Here is a 21,095-nt window from a genome sequence, read left to right on the forward strand (position 1 = left end):
GGAGGTCTCCTCAGCGGTGGCGGGAGGCGTCGACGGGGTCGACTCCGATGCCGAGGCCGACGGCGAACGCGGCGGCCTGGGTCCCGCGCATGCGCCTGAGCCGGATCTTGGCCTGGCCTGCGCGGTTCTCGACGTCGGCGACCGCGGTGGGGAGGTCGCGCTCGTCGGTGACGGTGGTGGTCACGTAGAGGGTGAAGCGGCCGACACCGGCGCCCTCGGCCTCCTCACGGGCGGACTGCAGGGCGCGGTGGCGGTCGTCGCGGTCGCGTTGTGTCTCGTCGCGGCGGGTGCGTTCGGCCCAGGCCCGGCGGATCTGCCCGCTGGTGATCTCGGCCTCGACCTTCGCAGCCGCCTGCTCGGCGGGATAGGGCTCGTAGACCAAGCAGACCCGTCGCGGGAACTGGCCGGGAGCCAGCAGCGGGGCGAGGACCCTGGCGGCGACGGACTGACGTGGTGCTTCGCGCATACCCCACGTGACCGAGATTCCGGAGTCATGCCGGTAGCTGTCCCAGCGCTCCGATGCCGCGATCGGGCCCGCGTCGGCCCACTGGGTGATCTCGTCGTCGCCCGCGAGCCACGGCCGGGCGGTGGGATCGAAGGCGGCGCGGATCCGGCCGAGGAGGTAGCCCGTGTCGGCGCGGCCGAGGACGGCCACACCGCTGGCGGCGAGCCCGTTCTCGATGGCCGGCAGACCGCGAACGGTCTCGACGCACGCCTCCACCAGGTCGCTGGGGCGTGGGGACGCCCGGTGCGGGTCGATGGTGACGGTCGCGCGTGCGTCGATCTCCGCCGCCGTCGCCGGGGTGGCGGCGACGAGCTCGTCGAGGATCCTGCGGGCCAGCGCGGGAGCGTTGCGGTCGAGGGAGCGCGCCACGTGCTGGCTGATCGTGGTGCCGCCGGACGGCGCGGTGTCGATCGTGACGGTCAGCCCCGTGACGAGCCGGTGGTAGCCGAGGTCGGCCAGCAGCGAGCCCCACCCGGCCACCCAGATGTCGGCCTGGTCGGCATCGGCGAGATCGAGCCCGACGGGGGAGAGCCGCAAGACCGCCGAGAGGCGACCGTTGCGGCGGTCCCACAGCAGACACTGCCGCCCACCGCGGCCGTCGTCGGTCTCCACGGGAACGACCGGGGCGAGCACCCCCGGTAGGTCGGCCTTTCGGGGGTGGTCGGTGAGCAGCCCACCCGAGAGCTCAGTCCAGCCCGCGAGGCGGGCCCGGCGGAACCGCGTTACTCGGGTCAGGTACTCCGCGGCGGTGGTCCCACCGACCCGGACCAGCATGCCCGCCAACACCAGGGCGGAGACCGCGGCGAGCGGCAGCGCGGTCAGCGGGGCGATCGACATCGCCACCAGCGGGCCCAGCAGGGCGAGGAACAGCGTGACCGTCGCAGTAGTAGACAGGGACCCGATCCCCCATCCGCGGGCCGGACGCCAGTTGCCGTACATCCGGGGCACGGACTCCTCGGCGCTCATGAGGACTCCTCGCCGGTCATCGTCTTCCCGGCTTTCCCGACGACCTGGGAGCCGATGACGGCGGCGGCACCGACGGCGTTGCTCATCGCGGCTCCCGTCTGGGCGGCGCCTTGGGGCGGGGGAGCGCCACCACCACTTCCGGGCCCGGTCATCTCCTGCTGACGGGCCCGATCGACCGCGCTTCGCGCACCGGAGGTCATGGCGAGCGCACCGGCGGCGCCGAGGAACGCCGAACCCCCCGAAGCGCCGCCGACCTGCGTCCCGGACCAGGCGAAGAACTTCAACAGCACCGGCATCGCGACGACGGCGAGCAGCAGGACCATGACGCCGGAGAGCTGGACGGCGACCTGGCTGGAGTCCTGCGTGCTCGACGACGACAGGTAGGAGAAGCCGATGTAGTAGATGAACGCGGCCGCAGGCTTGTAGACGGCGATGGCCAGCAGCCAAGGGATGAGCCTGTTCAACCAGCCGCGGGTGCTGCGGGTCAACGATCCCGACGCCGCGAGCGGGAGCATCGCGGCCATGACGAGCAGCCCGGCCTGCCGCATGATCATCAGTAGCCATTGGACGCAGGACAGGATCGCCGAGAGCAGGGCGACCAGGAGCGTGACCATCACGTTGTCGATCTCCCCGCGGCCCAGCTGGTCCTCCATGAAGGTGGCGAACTTGCCCGTGGCGTCGTCGAGCACGTCGCGGCTGAACGCGTCCCCGGCCACCAGACCGAAATGCAGAAGAGTGAGCCCGAGCGCGGAGACGATCAGGAACCGGACCAACCCTGTGGCGACCATGACCAGCGGCTCGGCCTTCCGCGACACCACAAGCCGGATCGCCTGCACGAGAACGGAACCGACGAGGATCGCCAGCACGATCTGCCGGGTGGCGCCCTGCGCGGTGACGACGACCGGGTCGGTGGGGTCAACGCTGTCGCTGGTCACCCACCAAGTCGAGGTCTGCACAATCAGGTCCGCTGCGCCCTCGGCGATGGCGCGAGTGATGCCCTCGAAGGCGGACTCGACGGCCTGCGCGGTCTGACAGGACAGGTCGAAAGTGCCGCACTCAACCGGGGGAGCGGCGCTCATAGTGGTCCTTCCTGGACATGGACGGGACAGGCGGGTTCGCCGCGGGTGTCGAGGCACATCAGGACACTGATCAGCGCGATGCTCGTGGCCGCGGTCAGGGCGAGGAGCGCGATGACCAGCCATGGGATGCCCGATCGGCCGCGCTGGCTGTAGGCGGTCACACCTGAAACGCGCCGACGAGCACCGCCGCAACGGAGGCGAGTGCGAGACCGCCGAGCACCCAGGCGGATCCGGCGAGGCCCTCCATCGCGGTGGCGGAGCGGTTGCGACGCCCCCAGATGATCATTGCCGCGCAGATGAGGAGCCCTGCCACTCCGCCGGCGAGGACGCCCCACTTGAGCCAGCCCAGGATCTGATCGGCGATCCCGGCCAGACCCGGGGGAGCGATGGGGGCGGGGTTGGGCACCGCCAGCAGCCTCATCGGATGAGCCGAGTCTGGCGGTCGCGGTTCAGGACCGGTGCCGTGGCGCTCGGCGCTGGCCGAGCGGGCTGGTCGACGAGGGCGGCGAGTTGACGCACGGCACAAACGAAGCGCCGCATCGGCTTGCCCAGGTCGGCATCAGACGAACGCAGGGCAGACTGAAGCGCTGCAAGCGGGTCGGCGGCGGCGAGCAAGGCTGGGACGAACGGCAGAACGACCGTTGCGGCTGCGCTCTCCAGGATCCGTATACGGGCGGCGACCGGCCGATCGGGTCGCGCGCCGTCGAGTGTGTTCACCGCGATCGCGTCCAGGCGCCCTCCGAGAATGCCAACCGCGCGACTAGCGCGGATGAGCGAGTCCGCCGTCGTCCGGCAGACAAGGACATCGGCGGGACGCCCGACGAATACGCGCGCGTCGACAGCGGCGAGACAGAGCGCGACAGCGGAGGTGCCGACACCACCGGCGACTCCAGCGACAAGAACTGGTGGGCGAAGGGGACCTGACTGTGCTGGGTACTGCATCTGTGACCTCCTCGAATCGAGAAGGAGATGCTCAAGCCGCATTAGTGCGGACTTTGTGCAGCGTGACGCAGCACGACGTCGCCGGCGACTGCTGACTCGCCCTGGGGCTGATGGAGGCCCGGCTCATGGGATTTCGACCGTCTCACGGTCGTCCCGTTGGGCAGCGTAGAACGCCTTCGCGTGTTCGGGCGGTGGCCGGTCGTGGAGGTAGCAGTGCAGCCGGGTGGTGTTGTGTCAGTGCACCCAGCCCAGTGCGGCGAGTTCGACGTCCTCGACGGTCTTCCAGGGCCCGTCCCTGGCGGGTCCGCGGATCAGTTCGGCCTTGTGGTAGCCGTTCACGGTCTCGGCTAGGGCGTTGTCGAACGAGTCCCCGGCCGAGCCGACGGAGGGGACTGCGCCGATCTCGGCGAGTCGCTCGCCGTATCGCACCGATGTGAATTGCGACCCGGCGTCGGAGTGGCATCGCAGCCCGTCCAGGCGGGTGCCGCGTGACCAGCGGGTCATCTCGATGGCGTCGAGCACCATGCTGGTGCGCATGTGCGGGGTGACGCGCCAGCCGACGATCGAGCGGGAGAACGCGTCGACGATGAAGCACACGTAGGCGACTCCGGCCCAGGTCGGGACGGAGGTCAGGTCGGTGACCCACAGCTGGTTCGGCGCCTCGGCCTGGAAGTGGCGCTCCACCAGGTCCGGGTGCCGTGCGGCGGCCGGGTCGGCCCGGGTGGTGCGGGTCTTCTTCGTCCGCCGCACGCCCTCGATCCCGGCCAGACGCGTGAGCCGGGCGATTTGATCCCGGCCCATCGAGACCGGCCCGGCCGGCTGCCTTCCAGAGCTTGCGTGCTCTCGGGGTGCGGACCCATCCGCACCGCGGCGGCCTTCTCCTCCTCGACGATCTCGTCTCGCGAAGGTGGTCGCCGCCCGCGCCGTGCTCCAGCCTGGTTGACCCACGAGCGCAGCCGCGGTCCTGACTGTCATCGCGGGCGGGGTCAGCGCCGTCGGGGCCTCCGCGGCCCCCGAGCAGCTACCGAGCGTCGGGCGGCCGAGCGGGTTGGCGGTCAGCACCATCGCCACCGAGCCTCGGACCGGCTGCCTTGCGTGCGAGAACCGCGCCCCACCGATAGCCGTACCGGACTCCCGGCGCGGGCCACCAGCACGGCGAAGCGGTCCGCGACGGTGTCGCAAGTGGGTTCGTGGCCCCGGTGGGAGGGGTTGGACCACCGGGGCCACGAACTCAGCGGGACTCGACCGTGACAGCGGCGCCGTCCGTGGCGGACGCCGGGTCCGCCGGAGTGCCCTCGGTCAGGTCCCTGCCCCGGGTCTCGGGGGTGATCAGGGCCATCGCGATGGACAGCACGATGCAGGCGCCGACGAAGATCGCGACACCGGTGACCCCGGCTGAGGTGAAGAGCAGGGTCGCGATTAGCGGGGCGGGGGCGCCGAAGACCAGCTGGGAGCCGGTGTAGGCGAGCGCGGAGCCGGAGTAACGGACGTCGGTGGGAAAGGGCTCGGCGAACAGGATCGGCAGGACGCCGACCATGAACTGGGTTCCGCCGTAGACCAGCGTCATGCCGAGGCCGACGAGGACGATGTTGGCCGTGCTGACCAGCGGGAAGAACGGGATCCAGGCGACGAGCAGGGCGGCTGTGCCGATGATGACGGTCTTGCGGCGGCCGATCCGGTCGCTGATCCGCCCACCGAAGAGCAGCGGGATGATGCCCAGGCCGGTGGCCACCATGAGGGCGAGGAAGACGTGGTTGTAGGTCATGCCGAGGTTCTTCGTCGCGTAGGACACGGCGAAGGCGGTGGTGGTCAGCGAGGCGACCGTGACGCCTCCCCACATCAGCAGCAGCCGGACGACGGTGCCGGGGTGGCTGCGGAGGACGTACCGCTTGGCGGTGGCGCCCTCCTCCTTGGCATGGGTGAAGGCGGGGGACTCGGCGACCTTGACCCGGGTGTAGATGCCGATGCCGACCAGGGCGAAGCTGACCAGGAACGGGACCCGCCAGCCCCAGCTCTGGAACTGTTCGACGGAGAGAACCGCGGTGAGGATGGCGAGCAGTGCGTTGCAGATCAGCTGGCTGCCAGGGTTGCCGATCTGGGTATATGCGCCGTAGATGCCGCGCTTGTCACGTGGAGCGTGCTCCACGGTGAGGATCTGCGCGCCGGATGCCTCCCCGCCCAGGGCCATGCCCTGGAGGAGGCGCAGCGAGACGAGCAGCGCGGGCGCCCAGATGCCGATCTGCTGGTAGGTCGGCAGTACCGCCATGATGAGAGAGACGACACCCATGAGGATGAGGGTGAACATCAGCAGGTTCTTGCGGCCCCACCGGTCTCCGATGTAGCCGAAGATGATCGCACCGAGCGGGCGGGCGCCGTAGCCGACACCGAACGTGGCGAAGGAGGCGATCAATGCGGTGGTGGGGTCCGCTGCGGGGAAGAAGATGATCGGGAAGACGGTGGCGGCGAGAGCCCCGTAGGCGGTGAAGTCGATCCACTCCATCGCCGTGCCGAGGCTGCTGGTGATGGTGGCGCGACGTGCCATCTTGTACCGCTCGGGCGACATCTCTGTCACGCTCTGGTCGCTCATGGTGGGTGCTCCGGATGGTGTGTTGAACGGGGACGGTAGGGCGTCGTTGTGCTGGTCAGGCTCTGGGGGTGGGCTGGTAGGCGAGGAGCTTCCAACTTTCGCCGTCGCGTACCCATACGGCGAGCGAGGTGTTGGCGAGCTGCTTTCGGGTGCCGCCCGCGGTCAGGTCGGCGTTCATCTCGCCGAGCACGACAGCGGTGTCACCCTCGATGACGATCTTCGTCACCGGGTGGTCGATGCGGTGGTAGACGTAGAATCCGTTGCGGCACTTCTCGAGGTAGGACTCGAGGGTGTCGGTGACGCCGTTGGAATGGGTGTACATCAGCGCGGGGTGCGCGGTGGAGGCGAAGAGTTCGAAGTCCTGGTCGACGACGGCGTCGAAACGCTGCCGCTCTAGCTCCAGGATCATGGCCTCGTCCTTGTCGGTGCTCATCGCAACGGTCCTCTCAAACGTGTCGGGGCTCAGATGAGGCTGCGGATGCTGCCGCCGTCGACGCCCCAGACGGCGCCGGTCACGAAGGCGGCCGCACCGCTGGCGAGGAAGACCACGACCTTCCCGACCTCCTCGGCGGTCCCGAGGCGGGCGAGGGGCAGGCCTCGCTGGCTCATCTCGTACTCGACGGCGGCCATCGGCTCGCGGCCGTGGACCTCGGCGAGGGTGTCGGCGAACCCGCCCGGCTTGGTCCAGAAGGGCGTCCAGATCGGCCCGGGCGCGACGGCGTTGACCCGGATGTGCGGGCCCTCTGCGCGGGCGAGGCCCTTCGTCATCGCCAGAACTGCGGCCTTGCTGGCGGCGTAGTCGATCGGCATCGCCTCGGGCTGGCGGGCGAGGTCGGAAGCATTGTTGACGATGGCGGCGCCCTCGGTGCGGCGCAACACCGGCAGGCACGCGCGGGTCACCCGCACGTAGCTCATGAAGTTGAGATCCAGCGTGCGCTGCCAGTCCTCGTCGGTGATGTCGTCGAAGCCGCGGACGGCGCCGGCGCCGACGTTGTTGACCAGGATGTCGAGGCCGCCGAGCGTCTCGAGGCCTGCCGCGGTGCCCTCGGCGCAGCCGGTCGCGGCCTTCGGGTCCTGCGTCGTGGCGTCGCGATCGCATTCGCCCCTCCACGCAGTACGGCCGCGGCGACAAACGAGGAGTCGCGTCCGCGGTATCCACGGAGTACCGGGTGGGGCTCGCGACCAGATGCCTGTTCTGCCCTGACGAACCTATGAGGACGAAGTCAAGTCCTGGTGTCCGGTGATCTTGGGCGCGTTGGGTCGGCTCGGCGGGGCGTGCCCGCCGAGTTGATCTTTAGGTGGTGGGGTGTGTCGCTGCGGGCGGTGCCGTACGCCCGTCTCTGGCCCTACGTAGCGTTCAAGCGGGTTGTTCCCGACAGCCTTCATCCGGGCTTGCGGGGAGACGGGCGGGGCTGCTCATGGTCAGTTGCGGGATCGGGTCCCGACGGCGATGCGAGCTCGCCCCGCCCCGTGATCGGCGACGGCAGCGGGTTTAGGCGGCAGCGGCGGTTCCCCGCTCGTCGCGATCAAGACCGGCGGCGATGGTCGAGTTCCAACCGGTGCGGGTGACGACCACGGCGTGCAGTTGGCGCAGCAGGCTGGCCGCGACGGCGACCCGGGCCTGGGTGTCGGTCAACGGGTTGTCGGCTCGGCCGGTCAGGTGCCGGTGGCGGGCGGCGAGCACCGGGTTGTGCTGCAGCGCGGTGAACACCGCTCGCCAGGCGGCCAGCCGCAGCTCGGGCCGGCCGCGCCCGCTGATCCCGGTCTTGCCCTGGTAGGTGCCGGAGGCGTTGTCGCGGGGACACAGCCCGGCGTGTTTGACCAGCGAGCGGGCGCTGGCGAAGCGGGTCGGGTCGCCGGTCTCGGCCAGGATCGCCGCGGCGCCGACCGCGGAGAGCCCGGGGATGGTCTCGACGAGCTCGGTGAGCCCGAGGGTGTCGAGCACGCCGATCATGCGGGCCTCGACCCGGGCCAGCTCGGCGCGGGCGTGCGCGAGGTCGTCGAGGGCGAACCGGACCCGTTCCAGCGCGCCGGCGCGCTGCCCGGCCACTCCGACCGCGGCGTGCGCGGGATCGGTAGCGGCGGCAAACACCGCGCGCACGATCGCGGAGTACCAGCGCGTGGGGCCGAGCTCGGCGCGGACCGCGGCGGCGAACGCGTCGAACCCCCGCCGGGCAAGCACGCCCAGGTCCCCGGAGGCGTCGACCCAGTCGGTCGCGACGGCCACCGCGGCCAGCCAACTCGCGGACACCAACGGCTTGCTCGCCGCGCCCAGCACCGCGGGCCAGGCGCACTCGAGCAGGTCGCGGACCTGCTGGCGGGCCGCGCCGGCCGCGGTGACCAGCCGGGCCCGACGCGCGCCCAGGTGCCGCAGCCGCGCCCAGCTCGGGTCCGCTCGCTCGGGCAGGTAGCAGCGCAGCTCGGTCACCAACCGGGCGATGATCGTCGCGTCGACGTCGTCGTTCTTGTTGCGGGTGAAGTCCTCGGCCTCCCGCGCGCGGGCGACCAGCAGCGGCTGCACACACACCAGCCGCACCCCCGCCTCGGCGGCGAGCTGGTCGAGCACCCGCCACCGGTGCCCGGTCGGCTCGCAGCCGACCACCACCGACTCGAACCCCGCCTCGGCCGCCCGCGCGAGCCCCCACGCCACCGCCTCGGACAGCTGCCAGGCCTTGACCCGGACCGTGCGACGCGCCAGCACCCGCGAGTCCGGGTCGGTCAACGCGCACACCTGCTTGTCCGCGGCCAGATCGAACGCCAGCACCGCCGTCTCCCGCGTGACGATCTCGCGCAGCAGCCCAAGCTTCTCGTTGCGGCGGCGATCTCCCCGGGACAACCGGCGACGGCTACGGTCGGACACGACATCCTCCTGGTGCGGTTGGGACTCCAAGCCCGCACACCCCACCAGGAGGATGTCCCGCGACTTCAACCGCTCAGGTTGTTACTACCAAGGGCCACCGACGACGGCGGGTCCCCTCCAGAGCTGCTGAGCAGTAGGAATTGGCAGGCGTCGCCGGGACCAGTCCGCCCCGTCTCCGGGCGGGAAGTCGGAAAAGAACGTACCGATCTCGTCACGGAGCGGCCCGGTTCCTCCGGGTCCCATGGCGACCGCCGCACAGCCCGGGGCAGCCGCCGCACGCTTGATGGGCCAGAGCGCTACTTTACAGTGATGAGTGAGGCTCGAACGGGCGTCTCCACGGCGCGGCCGGACACCGAGGGGAAGCTCGCGGCTCGAGTCGCCGAGCAGCTCGAAGAAGAGATCGTCACGGCGGGATGGCCCGTCGGCAGGGTGATCGGGTCCGAGTCCGATCTGCTGAGCCGGGTCAAGGTCAGCAGGGCGGTCTTCCGCGAGGCGGTGCGGATCCTCGAACACCACGATGTGGCTTACATGCGCCGAGGGCCCGGGGGAGGCCTCGTGGTCAAGGCACCGGATTCCGCGGCCGCGGTCCGGGCGTCGGCGCTGTACCTCGGATATCGCAACGCCACCTGGGAGCAGGTGTTCGAGGCGCGCGTCGCGCTGGAGCTGCAATGCGTCGAGCTGGCCACGCGACAGATCGACGAGGAGGGCATCGCGTTGCTCCGGGCGACCCTCGAGCGAGAGAACGAGGTTCAGCAGACCGGCCTGCTCGGTACCAACGATCTGCACACCGCGCTCGCCCGCATCTCCGGCAATCCGGCGTTCGAGCTGTTCATCGACGTCCTGACCCGGCTCAGCGTGGGCGGGCGGTCGATGACGCGGACCGCCCGAGCTGCCGGGGAGGTGAGCGAGGGACACGCAAAGATCGTGGACGCCGTCGTCTCCGGCGATGTCGCCTTGGCCAGGCACCACATGAGGGTGCATCTCGACCACATCTTCGACAGCCTCCGCGCGCAGGCGGAACCGCCCGGGCCGAGGCTGCTGGCGCACCGTCAGATCGGCCCCGACGTCTCCGAGCCCCACGACAAGCGAGGTGATCCGCTCGGAGCGAGCGACGACACCACAGGGCGTCCCGGTCGCGACTCTGCGGCGATCTTCAGGGATCCGTTCACCTGACGACCCAGGACGGCGGACGTCGCTCGCCGAAGGCGCGGATCCCCTCCTGGCCCTCGGCGCCCGCGAAGTACCTCGCCGAGAGCGCGTTCATCGCCGCGAAGTCCGCTGCCATCGTGCCGGGTCGCTCGCGGCGCAGCAGCTCCTTGGCCCCGGCGAGCGCTGCCGGGGCGCCCAGCCGGAGCATGTCCAGGTAACGATCCACCTCCGCATCGACCGCCTCGCGGGGCACCGCCCGGTTCAGCAGTCCCACCTCGACCGCGCGCACGGCGTCGAAGGTCTCGCCGGTGAGGAACAGCTCCTGGGCGGCGCGGGGGGTCAGCCGGGGTAGCACGGTCACGGAGATGACCGCGGGCACCACACCGAGCCGCACCTCCGAGAAGCCGAAGGTGGCGGTGTCGGCGGCGATGGCGATGTCGCACGCCGCTACGAGACCGACGCCACCCGCCCGCGCCGGTCCGGTGAGCCGCGCGAGCACCGGCTTGGGCGACGTCCAGAGCGTCTCCAGGATTCGTGGCAGCTCGGAGACGCCCTGGTCTTCCGCCGCGGCACCGCGGGACTCCTTGAGATCCATGCCCGCGCAGAACACCGTCCCGGTGTGGGTCAGAAGGACCACTCGGGCGGCCTCGTCGCCGAGGGCGGAGTCGAGGTGGTCGATCAGCTCGCGACGCAGCTGGGCGGACAGCGCGTTGCGGTTGGCGGGCGAGTCGAGGGTGATCGTCGCGATGCCGTCATATGTCTCGCGGTGGACGAGCTCGGTCACGGTGCCGCCACACCCAGTGGCGCGTCCGTGGCCGCTCGCACCTCGTCCTCGGTGACGCCGGGGGCGGTCTCGACCAGCTGCAGGCCGTCAGAGGTGACGTCGATCACGGCGAGGTCGGTGATGATCCGGTCGACCACCCGCAGCCCCGTGTAGGGCAGAGTGTTCTCACGCAGGATCTTCGGCGAGCCGTCGCGGGCGGTGTGCTCCATCAGGACGATGACGCGTCGGGCGCCGTGGACGAGGTCCATGGCCCCACCCATGCCCTTGACCATCTTGCCGGGGACCATCCAGTTCGACAGGTCCCCGCGTTCGGAGACCTGCATCGCACCCAGCACCGCGACGTCCAGGTTGCCGCCACGGATGATCCCGAAGGACAGCGCGGAGTCGAAGAAGGACGCACCCGGGCGGACGGTGACGGTCTCCTTCCCCGCGTTGATCAGGTCCGGGTCGACGTGGTCGGCGTGGGGGTACGGGCCGGTGCCGAGGATCCCGTTCTCACTGTGCAGCACCACGTGCACCCCGGCGGGGAGGTGGTTCGGGATGAGCGTCGGCAGACCGATGCCGAGGTTGACGTACTCGCCGTCCCGGAGCTCGGCGGCGGCACGGGCGGCCATCTGCTGGCGGGACAGGCTCACGACTCGACTCCCACGGCTGCCTCCGTGACGGTGGTCTTCTCGACACGCTTTTCGACGTCGGGGGCGTACACGACGTGTTGGACGAAAACGCCGGGCAGGTGGACGTGGGCGGGATCGATCTCGCCGGGTTCGACGAGCTCCTGTACCTCGGCGATGGTGACCCGCCCGGCCATGGCGCACAGCGGATTGAAGTTCTGGGCCGACTTGTCGAACACGAGGTTGCCGTGGCGGTCGCCCTTGGCAGCGGCCACGAGCGCGAAGTCGGTGACGATGGCCTCTTCGAGGACATGGTCGACCCCCCGGAAGGTGCGGACCTCCTTGGCGGGTGAGGAGACGGCGACCGCCCCGTCGGCGGCGTAGCGCCAGGGCAGCCCACCGTCGGCGATCTGGGAGCCGACGCCGGCAGGGGTGAAGAACGCGGGGATACCGCAACCACCGGCGCGCAGCCGCTCGGCGAGTGTGCCCTGGGGGCACAGCTCCACCTCCAGCTCGCCGGCCAGGTACTGGCGGGCGAACTCCTTGTTCTCCCCCACGTAGGAACCGGTGACGCGCCGGATCCGACGGTCGGACAGCAGGAGACCCAGCCCCCAGTCGTCGACCCCGCAGTTGTTGGACACGACCTCCAGGCGTGTCGTCCCGGCCTCGTGCAGTGCGGCGATCAGGGTGGACGGGATCCCGCAGAGCCCGAACCCTCCGACCGCGAGCGTCGCACCGTCGCGGACGCCGGCCAGCGCCTGGTCGGCGGTCACCACCTTGTCCATGTCGATTCCTCCTGTCGGGGACGGTTCAGCCGGTGAGTGCGGTCACGACCCGCGACGGACTGGGTCGGCCGAGATGCCCGGCCAGCCAGATGCTGGTCTCGACCATCTTCGAGAGGTCCACCCCGGTCTCGACGCCCAGCCCATGGAGCTGCCAGAGGAGGTCCTCGGTCGCCAGGTTGCCGGTCGCCGATCCGGCGAACGGACACCCGCCCAGGCCACCCGCCGAGGCGTCGATCGTGCTGACTCCCCGCCGCATCGCGGTGAGCGAGTTCGCCAGGGCCTGGCCGTAGGTGTCGTGGAAGTGCACCGCGATCGTGTCGATCGACATCCCGGAGGCGACGAGCGCGTCGAGGACGGCCACGACCCGGCCCGGAGTGGCGACGCCGACGGTGTCGCCGAGGCTCAGCTCGGTGCAGCCCAGTCTCATCATCCGGGTGGCGACATCGAGCAGCCGAGGGATCGGGACCGCGCCCTCCCAAGGGTCGCCGAAGCACATCGAGAGATATCCCCGCACACCGAGGCCGGCCTCGCGGGCGCGCGCGACCACCGGGGCGAACATCTCCAGCGACTCGTCGACCGTGCGGTTCAGGTTGCGCCGGGCGAAGGTCTCCGTGACGCTGCCGAACACCGCGATGTCCTGGACGCCCAGGTCCAGGGCCCGCTCAAGCCCGCGATCGTTGGGCACCAGCACCGGGTACCGGACCCCCGGCGCCGGCCGCAGCCCCCGGAGGAGCTCTTCGGCGTCGGCGAGCTGGGGCACCCACTTCGGGTGGACGAGGCTCGTCGTCTCCACCACCGCGTGGCCTGCGTCGACCAGGCGCTCGATGAGCTCCGCCTTCACGGCCACGGGCACCGCCGTAGCCTCGTTCTGAAGCCCGTCCCGCGGACCGACCTCGCAGATCGTGACCCTTGACGGCAACGGAAGCCCGTCGAGCGGATCCACACCGAAGTCCACCGTCGCCTCCTCGCGTCGTAGCGGTGCCTTTCACCGCCGCCACTCCAATTAAGGATACTGTAAGCGACAACCTGTCGTGGTCGAAAGGGGGAGTGCGGCGGCGAGCGCCTACAGCCATGGCCTGTGACGTTGCTCGCTCCGCAACGTCGCCGTACGCGAACCGACGATGGCGTCGCCCACTGACCGGCCCTAACGTTTGCTCGAGGCCCCCGGCCTGCGACGTCGCGTCCGGTGGGGGCAGGTTCTCGACATGTCGGCGTCGCGTCAGTCTCAGTGAGGAGGAGGCCGTGGCACTCACCCGGTCGTCGGTGGTGACCAAGGTCGGCGAGAAGTACGACCAGCTGACCCGAACCGTTCCGGAGCTGTGGGGCTACCCGCTGTTCTGCGGAATCATGAGGGTCGTCTTCACGGACGCCCAACGAGCTCCGTTCCAGGTGGGGGAAGCGCGGACGGCGGCCGAGTCCGGGCGGCGCACCCCGGCCAAACTCGTCTGACATCGCTCGGTCGACCGCAGACGCGGTCTGGATTCACTGTGGAACGAAGGAGACGGGGCGTGGGGAACACGTTGACACGCAAGGCGAGACTCACGATCGCCGCACTCGCGGCGGGAGCGTCCGTCGCGAGCGCCGTGGGAGCCGTACGGACGAAGGCGGCGCCCGCGCTGCCCGAGTCCGGGGGCGAGGCCCCACCGGTCGATGTCGAGTCCATCCTGATCCCGGAGCGCGAGCACCGGTTCGGGCAGGCGACCCGGGCCGCGATGCGCCGGGTCGGGCTCTCCGTCACCGCAGGGCAGCTCGCGGGACTCGCGCTGTCGCTGGTGCCGGACCGACCCCGGCTCAACGCGTTCGGGGCCGGGCTGATCGCGCCCGGTCTGGGACATCTGGCCACGGGGCGCCCGGTGGGCGCGGTGGGCGCGGCGGCGTCCCTGCCCGCCTCGCTGACCGCGTTCTTCTCGACCGGGATGAACGTGGCTCCGCCGCTCGCCTGGGTGGGTAGCGCGGTCCACGCCGGTCTGCGGAACCGGACCGGCCGGGCCGTCTCACCCGCCGTCCCGGCGATCGCTGCGACGGCGATCGCGGGGGCCTACGGAGTGGAGGCCCTGCGGCGCAAGGCCCTGCTGGCCCGTCAGCAGGAGCAGGGCGCGGGGGTCAATCAGTACCTTTCGACCGTGACTCCGCCGCTGCGGGGCACGGACGCACCCGAGGTGGCCGTCGCCGAGGAGCTCGATGACGTCGAGCTGGCGCTGGTGCGCAGGCTGGTCGACATCTCCCTACAGGAGGCCAACGACTGGTCGAACTACGAGCTGATCGACCAGTTCCGCGAATCGGCGGTCCGGTACAGCATGACGGGCAACATGCGGGCGCTGCAGGCCCTGCAGTACGCGCGGATGCCCGCCTTCCGCGGCTACGTCTCCGAGGCGCAGCGGCAGCTGATCCTCAAGCACCAACAGCCCCTCGTCTGGAAGTACTGGTTCTGGGAGAACCTGTGGGGCAACCTCAGCCTGAACCCGGACCCGATGGTGCGCCAGAACATCATGCTCGGCGGGTGGCTCTCCACCACCATCGGCGCCTACGAGCGCCTCACCGGTGACTACCGCTTCAACGAGCCCGACTCGTTGAGCTTCGTCGTCAACTCGCGGCTGTCCTTCTCGTACTCCTACGAGACGATGCTCGCGGTCCTGGCGGACCAGTTCGAGAAGTCTCCCTACGGCCTGGTGGCGTGTGAGCCGAACTGGATCTACACCCTCTGCAATACCTTCGGGGTGGCCGGAGCCTACCTGCACTCCAAGATCCACGGCTCCGACCTCTTCGACCGGATCGGGCCCGGTTACGTCGCGGGGTTCCAGGAGGAGTTCCTTGGGCCGGAGGGGCTAACCAGGGCCTACATGTCGACTCGCACCGGCCTGTCCGGGCCCTCGGCCACGGGCATTCTCACCGCGGCCTACCAGCGCCCGTTCGCCCCGAACCTGGCGGACCGGGCCTGGGCGCTGACCAAGGGCGCCTTCGAGACCCGTCCGGACGGGGCCGTCCGGCTCAAGTCCGGCAAGGGAGTCTTCGACCCGGGCAACTACTCCACCAACGGGACCTACGGCACCGCCCTGATCGCCGGGGCGATGCGGGAGGCGGGCGAGGAGGAGCTCGCCCTCGGTGCGCTGGCCGGCATCCAGGAGAAGCACGACGTCTACGTCAACGACCGCGGATGGCTGCAAGTCGAGGGCGCGTCCGGCATGGCCCACGCCGAGGTCGCACACAGCATGTTCGCGCGTAAAGGCACGTGGCTGAACCTGATGAGCAAGGGGATGCCCGAGCACTGGCGCACCGGACCGCTGCTCGAGTCCGTTCCCTACCCCGAGGTCCTGGTCGGCCGGGCGGTCAGCAACGACGGCGAGGACCTCGAGGTCGTGCTGCACCCGGGGTCGGGCAGTGGACGGCGCACCGTCGAGCTCTCGCAGCTGGTCCCCGGACGCCGCTACAAGGCGCAGGGCGCCGTGCAGCAGCAGTTCGACGCAGACTCCTCGGGTGCCGCATCGGTGGAAGTCGACGTCGAGGGCCGCACCGAGCTGCACGTCGTCCCGGCATAGCGGAGAACAGCGACGGCTCGGAGGCATCCCCGCCCAGCCGGAGAGGAAGATCGAAGACGATGGCGTGCTGCATCCTGCTCATCGAGGCCGTCGATCGGCTCACCACGGCCTGGCGGCTGCGCCGGGCCAAGTCGCGGCGGCCGGCCCCGGAGACCGTCAGCCTGGTGCGGTGAGACTGCCGCGAACTGCGCCACAGACGAGAACGCTCGGCCGGATGATCCGGCCGAGCGTTCTCGTCCGTGGGGGCCGCCCGCCGGGGCGGTGCGGCGGTCAGCTCACCGGTTGCGCCAGACCGGAGCACGCTTCTCGGCGAACGCGCGCGGGCCCTCCTGGGCGTCCGCGCTGAACACGAGCTCGTCCATCGCGTCCGACGGGTGGCGCACGGCGTCGACGGTGTCCGCGATGCCCTCGGTCTCGCCCATGATCTCCAGCGACACCCGCACCGAGGTGGGGGAGCCCTGGAGGATCTCGGCGGCCAGGGCCCTGGCCCCCTCGAGTGCGGCGCCGGGCTCGGTCACCCGGCTGACGAGGCCGTGGTGGAGCCCCTCCTGGGCGGTGAGCCTGCGCCCGGTGAGGATCATGTCGGTGGCCAGGTTGCGCGGGAGGGTCCGGGGCAGCCGGACCAGACCGCCCGCGCCCGCCACGAACCCGACCCGGACCTCGGAGAGGGCGAAGCGGGCCGACGTGTCCGCGACGATCAGGTGGCAGGCCAGCGCGATCTCGAGCCCACCCCCCATCGCGAACCCGTTGACGGCCGCGATGACCGGCTTGGGTAGCGACCGGCGGGCGGTGAGACCCGCGAAGCCGTTCCTCGGGACCGTCACGGGCGCGCCCTCCGCGGCCCACACGAGGTCGGCGCCCGCGCTGAAGGCCTTCTCGCCCGCGCCGGTGAGGATCGCGACCCACAGGTCGGGGTCGGCGAAGTAGGCGTCGAACACCTCGTCGAGCTCGGCGTTGGCGGGCGGGTGCAGGCTGTTGCGCCGGTCCGGTCGGTTGATGGTCACCTCGAGCACCCGACCCTCCCGGCGGACCAGGAGGTGCTCGTAGTCCGTGCGGAATCCCGGGGTGCGGGCGGGGAGGACCGCATCCATCCGACGATCGTCCAGCGTCACCCGGTTGCCGGCGTCGACGGCGCGGACGTAGACCCGGGCGCCGATGGGCTCGCCCTCCCGCAACAGGTCGAGCAGGGCGGTGTCCCCGGCGACGTGCCGAGCGACGAAGCGTCGCCCGTCCGCCTCCAGCCGCCCGATGACGACGCCGACCGGCCCGCCCGGATCATGGGCGACCGTCCAGGTCTCGACGGTCGCCCAGCCTTCCGCCTCGCGGACCTCCCGGGGGGCCGGGGCCGCGTCGATCGCGGCTTGGAGCCGGGCCGACTCGTCCGCACGCCACGGGACGGGGGTGGTGGAGTAGACGCCGACCGAGTATTTGGACAGCACGCCGCCGTTCGCCCCGACGAACCCGTAGGTCCCGGGGGCGCTCCGCAGCCGCTGCACGGTCTCGGCGATCGCGTGGGTGGAGTAGTTGTTCCCGGCGCCGCCGAAGAAGGGCAGCCCACCGGTGAGGGTGAGCCCACGCGGGTCGTCGGCGTCGAGCCCGAGGCCGTCCGCCACGTTGCTGACGGCGATGGGGAAGCAGGAGTAGAGGTCGAGCGTCGCGAGGTCGTCGACGGTGATCCCCGCGACCTCCAGGGCGTGCCGGGCGGCGATGACGGCGGCCGGGCTGCGAGAGAGGTCCTCACGCTGCATGAGGTCGCGCTCGCGCAGGTCGGCGTGGCCGTGCAGGAACACCCAGCGGTCCCGCGGGATCCCGAGCCGCTCCGCGGTCGCGACCGAGGTGAGCAGGACGGCCGCGCCTTGGTTGACCTTGTCGCGGGACACGACGTAGCGGGGGTAGGGGTCCGCGATCATGCGGTTGCGCTCGGTGACCTCGACGAGCTCGGCCGCGCTGCGCTCGGTCGGCGCCGAGGCGTGCGGGTTCTGTGCCGCGACCCGCGTGAACGGCGCGAACAACCGGCCCATCTCCTGGGCGTACTCCGCCCGGGAGAGCTTGAGCCGTGCGCGGCGGGCGTTCTCGAACAACGCGTACTGGGCGGGCGCGCCGACGAGGCCGTGCCGGGCCTGGTGCTGCGAGATCAGCCCGCGCAGCCCGTAACCGCGGTCCTCGAGGTCCCCGTCGACCTCCTCGGTGAAGTCCGGGCGGTCACCGGCCGCGGCGGCAAAATAATGCACGGTCGAGATGGCCTCGGCGCCGAACACCAGCGCGGCCTCGCTCCGGCCGTCGGCGATCGTGGCGGCGAGCTCGTTCACCAGGTGCTGCGGGCCCTGGCCGCCGCCGACCTCCAGCACCGCCCGCCGGGCGACCACCCCGACGCGCGCCGCGACGGAGCGCGGGTAGTTGGTCGAGCGGCCCAGCGGCGCGGGAGCACCCGGGGTGGTGATCTCGAACTGGCGGATCCCGGCGACGGTGTCGACGGCCGCGGCCACCCGTGCGGGGTCCACCCCGGTGTCGGCGAGCGCCGCCGCGGCGGCGTCGGCCGCGAGCCCGACCGCGGAGGCCGCCCGGTAGCCGGGGGACCCGAGCGGGTCCGAGGCCTGTCCGACCCCGACGAGGACCGGTGTGCTCGGATCGAGCCCGGTGATGGACATGGTGGTGGCTCCTTCGTGCGGCGTACGGCGGCGCGGTCCCGGACCGTGGGCTTCAGGCCGGTGCCGTGGCGGTGGGGTGGAGGGCGGTGGGGTCGACGGCGGCGGGGAGTCGATCGTCCGGGGCGAGGATCTCGACCGTCCCGTCCGCCACGAGGTCGGCGATCCGCTCACGGGACAGCCCGAGGACCTCGTGCAGGATCTCCTCCGTGTGCTCCGCCTGCAAGGGGGCCGGGGTCGGGTCCGGGTCGGCGACGTGGCGGAAGAGCGCGGGGCCCCCCTCGCACGGGATGTCCGACCCGACGAGTGGGTGGGACAGGGTGTGGAAGAAGCCGCGCGCGATGAGGTGGGGGTCCAGCCGCAGCTCGGCGAGCCGCTGCATCATGGCTGCGGGCACCCCCGCACCCTGCATGGTCTCCATGCACTCTCGCGGCCCGCGCTGCGTGGTCCAGGCCGTCACCAGGGCGTCGAGCGCCGCCCGGTGCCGCACCCGGCCGTCGTGGTCGGCGAAGCGGGGCTCGTGGGCGGGCACGCCGAGCACGTCCGCCAGCCGGACCCAGTCCTCGTCGGACCGCAGCGAGACCACGCACCACTCGTCGTCGCCGGCACAGGGGTGGAGACCGTCGAGCACCCCGTCACGGGTGGCGCCGGCGACGAGGCCGCCGGGCTCGACCGACTCCCGCGCGAGCCTGCTGCCCAGGTGACCCAGGATCACCTCGGCCTGCGCGACCGCGACGCTACCGCCCGTGTCGGTGCGGATCCGCTGGATCAGCTTGGCGAGGACCGCGGCCGCCCCGATCCGGGCACCGACGTGGTCCGGGTAGATCGTCGTGGTGTCGCTGAAGCTCGTGCGGTCCGCCTCGGACTCGCCGGGGTAACGCCAGAGCGTCGACAACCCGGCCGCAGCACGGACGAGCGGTCCGTACCCCATCCTGCGGCTCCAGGGACCCGTCGGACCGAAGGCGCTGCTCTCCGCGACGACCAGCCGTGGGTTGACCTCCAAGAGCGCCGCGACGCCGAGACCCAGGCTGTCCATCGTCCCGGGCTTGAAGTTCGACAGCACCACGTCCGAGCGGCGCGCGAGGTCGAGGAACAGCTCGCGGCCGCGTGGGGACCGCAGGTTGAGCCCCAGGCTGCGCTTGGACCGGTGGCCGTAGGCGAAGCCGGCGCTCAGCACTGCGCCGGAGGACGACTGCCTGCCTCCGTCCGGGTACGCGCCGTTCTCGACCTTGATCACGTCCGCCCCGAGGTCGGCGAAGAGCCGGCCGGTCTCCGCCCCGACGACGATCACTCCCAGGTCGAGGACGCGAAGCCCGGTGAGGGGCCGGGCGGGGGCGACCACGGGCCGGACGGACTCAGGGGCGGCGAGGGCGGGCAGCGCGTCGAGCACGTCCGCGGTGTGGGCGCCGAGCGCGGGTGCGGGGGTGCGCAGGCCCGCCCGCCGTCCGTCGATCTCGACCATGCCGTCCGGCATCGAGGCCCGGGCACCACTCGGGAGTTCGACCTCGGCGAAGACCCGCCGGGCGCGGAACTGGGGGTTCTGCAGAACCTCGGTGGGGCTCGCGACGCCCGCGGTGGGTACGCCGAACTCGTCCCCCGCCGACATCGCCTCGGCCCGGGTCAGACCCGCGAGTAGACGCTCGATGGCCGGGAAGATCAGGTGTGTCGCGCGGAACCGCTCGCTCAGCACGTGCAGCCGCGGGTCGGCCAGCTCTTCGGGCTCGCCGAGCCAACGGAACATCCCGTGCCACTGACGCCCGGACAGGATGCACAGCCGCACCCATCCGTCGCGGCAGGCGAACACGGGGTAGAGGTGGCGCGCATCCGGGCGGCCCCGTGGGCCGTTCCACCCGGGGACCCCCCCGCTCGCGGTGCCGCCGATCCCGTACCCGGGATCGACACCTTGCACGGTGCCTTCGAACACCGAGCAGTCCACCAGATCGCCGACCCCACTCGTCAGTCGGTGGTGATACGCCACCAGCGCCGACCAGGTGGCCTGCGCCGCGACGGACTCGGTGGCGATGGTGCCCGGGGGGAGCAGTGGGTCTCGCCCGCTGAGCCCCGACCGGGAGAGAACGCCTCCGAGCGCGAGGTGGGTGGCCTCCGTCGCGGCCCAGTCGCGGTACGGCCCGCTCCGGCCGTACGGGGTCACGGACACGACCACGAGCTCCGGGAACCGGTCGGCCAGGTCCTCCGCATCGAGGCCACGGGGGAGCTCGCCGGGACGGAACGAGGTCACGAGGATGTCCGCGGACGCGACGAGGCGGAGGAACCGCTCCCGGTCCCGCCCCGCCCCGAGATCGATCGTGACCGACCGCTTGTTGACGTTGTGTACCTGATCGTAGAACTCGCCTGCCCGGGACCGAGCCCCTTCGAGGGGCTCCACCCGCACGGTGTCCGCGCCGAGGTCGGCGAGCAGGCGCGCCGTCGTCTCGGTCCCCTCGCCGTCGGTGTGGTCGACGACCCGGACTCCCGCGAGCGGGAGTCCGTCAGACGACCGTCGCTCTCCGTCGCCCATCGTCACGACGCCTCCCTGCTGCTGTCACCGGCCGACCACCCGTCGGGCCTCGTACCGTCGTCATCGAGGCTCGGGGCACCTCACGGCGGTGTCCAGCGCGTTCTTCGGGACGTTGACGTCCTCGGATC

General features: G+C 71.4%; 18 protein-coding genes and 1 pseudogene. 4 read left to right on the plus strand and 15 right to left on the minus strand.

The window, feature by feature from the left end; translation table 11 throughout:
* Positions 1 to 10 precede the first annotated feature (10 nt).
* The 4 genes from PKE99_RS08085 to PKE99_RS08100 are packed head-to-tail and all read right to left on the minus strand — an operon-like array spanning position 11 to position 2,971.
* Entirely contained in the window at positions 11 to 1,471 is a 1,461-nt protein-coding gene (locus PKE99_RS08085) for an SCO6880 family protein (protein ID WP_037040893.1), read from the minus strand.
* Complete coding sequence (locus PKE99_RS08090; RefSeq protein ID WP_037040894.1) at positions 1,468 to 2,550, minus strand: TrbL/VirB6 family protein; 1,083 nt, start codon at positions 2,548 to 2,550, stop codon at positions 1,468 to 1,470. The genes PKE99_RS08085 and PKE99_RS08090 overlap by 4 nt, the downstream gene beginning before the upstream one ends.
* A complete protein-coding gene (locus PKE99_RS08095; RefSeq protein WP_271214858.1) occupies positions 2,547 to 2,711 on the minus strand; it encodes a hypothetical protein in 165 nt (54 codons plus the stop codon). The genes PKE99_RS08090 and PKE99_RS08095 overlap by 4 nt, the downstream gene beginning before the upstream one ends.
* Complete coding sequence (locus tag PKE99_RS08100; RefSeq protein WP_037040895.1) at positions 2,708 to 2,971, minus strand: hypothetical protein; 264 nt, start codon at positions 2,969 to 2,971, stop codon at positions 2,708 to 2,710. The genes PKE99_RS08095 and PKE99_RS08100 overlap by 4 nt, the downstream gene beginning before the upstream one ends.
* Positions 2,972 to 3,060: 89 nt before the next feature.
* Here PKE99_RS08100 and PKE99_RS08105 point away from each other — a divergent pair, with 89 nt between their 5' ends.
* Entirely contained in the window at positions 3,061 to 3,474 is a 414-nt protein-coding gene (locus tag PKE99_RS08105; RefSeq protein ID WP_156067141.1) for a hypothetical protein, read from the plus strand.
* Between the two features lie 141 nt (positions 3,475 to 3,615).
* Here the strand turns inward: PKE99_RS08105 and PKE99_RS08110 are convergent.
* The 5 genes and pseudogenes from PKE99_RS08110 to PKE99_RS08130 form a co-directional block, all read right to left on the minus strand.
* Positions 3,616 to 4,333: pseudogene (locus PKE99_RS08110) on the minus strand (IS3 family transposase); the annotation flags it as partial.
* Between the two features lie 390 nt (positions 4,334 to 4,723).
* Positions 4,724 to 6,079 (minus strand): MFS transporter, encoded by a 1,356-nt coding sequence (locus tag PKE99_RS08115; protein ID WP_051736782.1) that lies wholly within the window; start codon positions 6,077 to 6,079, stop codon positions 4,724 to 4,726.
* 55 nt (positions 6,080 to 6,134) lie between these two features.
* Positions 6,135 to 6,512: a nuclear transport factor 2 family protein gene (locus PKE99_RS08120; RefSeq protein WP_037040897.1), complete on the minus strand. Its 378-nt coding sequence runs from the start codon at positions 6,510 to 6,512 to the stop codon at positions 6,135 to 6,137.
* A 29-nt stretch (positions 6,513 to 6,541) separates the two neighbouring features.
* Complete coding sequence (locus tag PKE99_RS08125) at positions 6,542 to 7,267, minus strand: SDR family NAD(P)-dependent oxidoreductase (RefSeq protein ID WP_081923760.1); 726 nt, start codon at positions 7,265 to 7,267, stop codon at positions 6,542 to 6,544.
* 304 nt (positions 7,268 to 7,571) lie between these two features.
* Entirely contained in the window at positions 7,572 to 8,939 is a 1,368-nt protein-coding gene (locus PKE99_RS08130) for an IS110 family RNA-guided transposase (protein ID WP_197040459.1), read from the minus strand.
* 309 nt (positions 8,940 to 9,248) lie between these two features.
* On the opposite strand from PKE99_RS08130, the gene PKE99_RS08135 reads away from it, so the two are divergent.
* Entirely contained in the window at positions 9,249 to 10,112 is an 864-nt protein-coding gene (locus PKE99_RS08135; RefSeq protein WP_051736783.1) for a FadR/GntR family transcriptional regulator, read from the plus strand.
* On the opposite strand, the gene PKE99_RS08140 is transcribed toward PKE99_RS08135, so the two are convergent.
* From PKE99_RS08140 to PKE99_RS08155, 4 genes are read right to left on the minus strand one after another with little or no spacing between them, the layout of a single operon-like run.
* Positions 10,105 to 10,872, minus strand: coding sequence for an enoyl-CoA hydratase-related protein (locus tag PKE99_RS08140; protein ID WP_037040901.1), 768 nt, complete (start codon positions 10,870 to 10,872; stop codon positions 10,105 to 10,107). The genes PKE99_RS08135 and PKE99_RS08140 overlap by 8 nt on opposite strands.
* Positions 10,869 to 11,486, minus strand: a complete 618-nt coding sequence (locus PKE99_RS08145) for a 3-oxoacid CoA-transferase subunit B (RefSeq protein ID WP_197040486.1) — start codon at positions 11,484 to 11,486, stop codon at positions 10,869 to 10,871. The genes PKE99_RS08140 and PKE99_RS08145 overlap by 4 nt, the downstream gene beginning before the upstream one ends.
* Positions 11,487 to 11,503: 17 nt before the next feature.
* Positions 11,504 to 12,268 carry a CoA transferase subunit A gene (locus PKE99_RS08150; RefSeq protein WP_037040905.1) on the minus strand — a complete coding sequence of 255 codons (765 nt, stop codon included), beginning with the start codon at positions 12,266 to 12,268 and terminating at the stop codon, positions 11,504 to 11,506.
* Between the two features lie 25 nt (positions 12,269 to 12,293).
* Positions 12,294 to 13,223 (minus strand): hydroxymethylglutaryl-CoA lyase, encoded by a 930-nt coding sequence (locus PKE99_RS08155; RefSeq protein ID WP_037040908.1) that lies wholly within the window; start codon positions 13,221 to 13,223, stop codon positions 12,294 to 12,296.
* 287 nt (positions 13,224 to 13,510) lie between these two features.
* Between PKE99_RS08155 and PKE99_RS08160 the strand changes: the two genes are divergently transcribed.
* Positions 13,511 to 13,717, plus strand: a complete 207-nt coding sequence (locus tag PKE99_RS08160; protein WP_037040910.1) for a hypothetical protein — start codon at positions 13,511 to 13,513, stop codon at positions 13,715 to 13,717.
* Positions 13,718 to 13,776: 59 nt separating this feature from the next.
* On the plus strand, positions 13,777 to 15,804 hold the full coding sequence (locus tag PKE99_RS08165) for a linalool dehydratase/isomerase domain-containing protein (RefSeq protein ID WP_037040913.1): 2,028 nt from the start codon (positions 13,777 to 13,779) through the stop codon (positions 15,802 to 15,804).
* Between the two features lie 275 nt (positions 15,805 to 16,079).
* Here the strand turns inward: PKE99_RS08165 and PKE99_RS08170 are convergent, their stop codons facing one another.
* The gene (locus PKE99_RS08170; RefSeq protein WP_037040916.1) at positions 16,080 to 18,452 is read right to left on the minus strand and encodes an acetyl-CoA acetyltransferase; all 2,373 of its coding nucleotides are present in this window, start codon (positions 18,450 to 18,452) and stop codon (positions 16,080 to 16,082) included.
* Positions 18,453 to 18,504: 52 nt separating this feature from the next.
* The gene (locus PKE99_RS08175; protein ID WP_037041622.1) at positions 18,505 to 20,967 is read right to left on the minus strand and encodes a CaiB/BaiF CoA transferase family protein; all 2,463 of its coding nucleotides are present in this window, start codon (positions 20,965 to 20,967) and stop codon (positions 18,505 to 18,507) included.
* Between the last annotated feature and the right edge of the window lie 128 nt (positions 20,968 to 21,095).

The organism is Pseudonocardia halophobica, assembly GCF_027922425.1.
Classification (GTDB): Bacteria; Actinomycetota; Actinomycetes; order Mycobacteriales; family Pseudonocardiaceae; genus Pseudonocardia; species Pseudonocardia halophobica.

Bases quoted from the DNA above. Each gene is read 5' to 3' on its own strand.
- PKE99_RS08085 (WP_037040893.1), bottom strand. From the start codon at position 1,471: ATGAGCGCCGAGGAGTCCGTGCCCCGGATGTACGGCAACTGGCGTCCG.
- PKE99_RS08090 (WP_037040894.1), bottom strand. From the start codon at position 2,550: ATGAGCGCCGCTCCCCCGGTTGAGTGCGGCACTTTCGACCTGTCCTGT.
- PKE99_RS08100 (WP_037040895.1), bottom strand. From the start codon at position 2,971: ATGAGGCTGCTGGCGGTGCCCAACCCCGCCCCCATCGCTCCCCCGGGT.
- PKE99_RS08115 (WP_051736782.1), bottom strand. From the start codon at position 6,079: ATGAGCGACCAGAGCGTGACAGAGATGTCGCCCGAGCGGTACAAGATG.
- PKE99_RS08120 (WP_037040897.1), bottom strand. From the start codon at position 6,512: ATGAGCACCGACAAGGACGAGGCCATGATCCTGGAGCTAGAGCGGCAG.
- PKE99_RS08135 (WP_051736783.1), top strand. From the start codon at position 9,249: ATGAGTGAGGCTCGAACGGGCGTCTCCACGGCGCGGCCGGACACCGAG.
- PKE99_RS08145 (WP_197040486.1), bottom strand. From the start codon at position 11,486: ATGGCCGCCCGTGCCGCCGCCGAGCTCCGGGACGGCGAGTACGTCAAC.
- PKE99_RS08150 (WP_037040905.1), bottom strand. From the start codon at position 12,268: ATGGACAAGGTGGTGACCGCCGACCAGGCGCTGGCCGGCGTCCGCGAC.
- PKE99_RS08170 (WP_037040916.1), bottom strand. From the start codon at position 18,452: ATGTCCATCACCGGGCTCGATCCGAGCACACCGGTCCTCGTCGGGGTC.
- PKE99_RS08175 (WP_037041622.1), bottom strand. From the start codon at position 20,967: ATGGGCGACGGAGAGCGACGGTCGTCTGACGGACTCCCGCTCGCGGGA.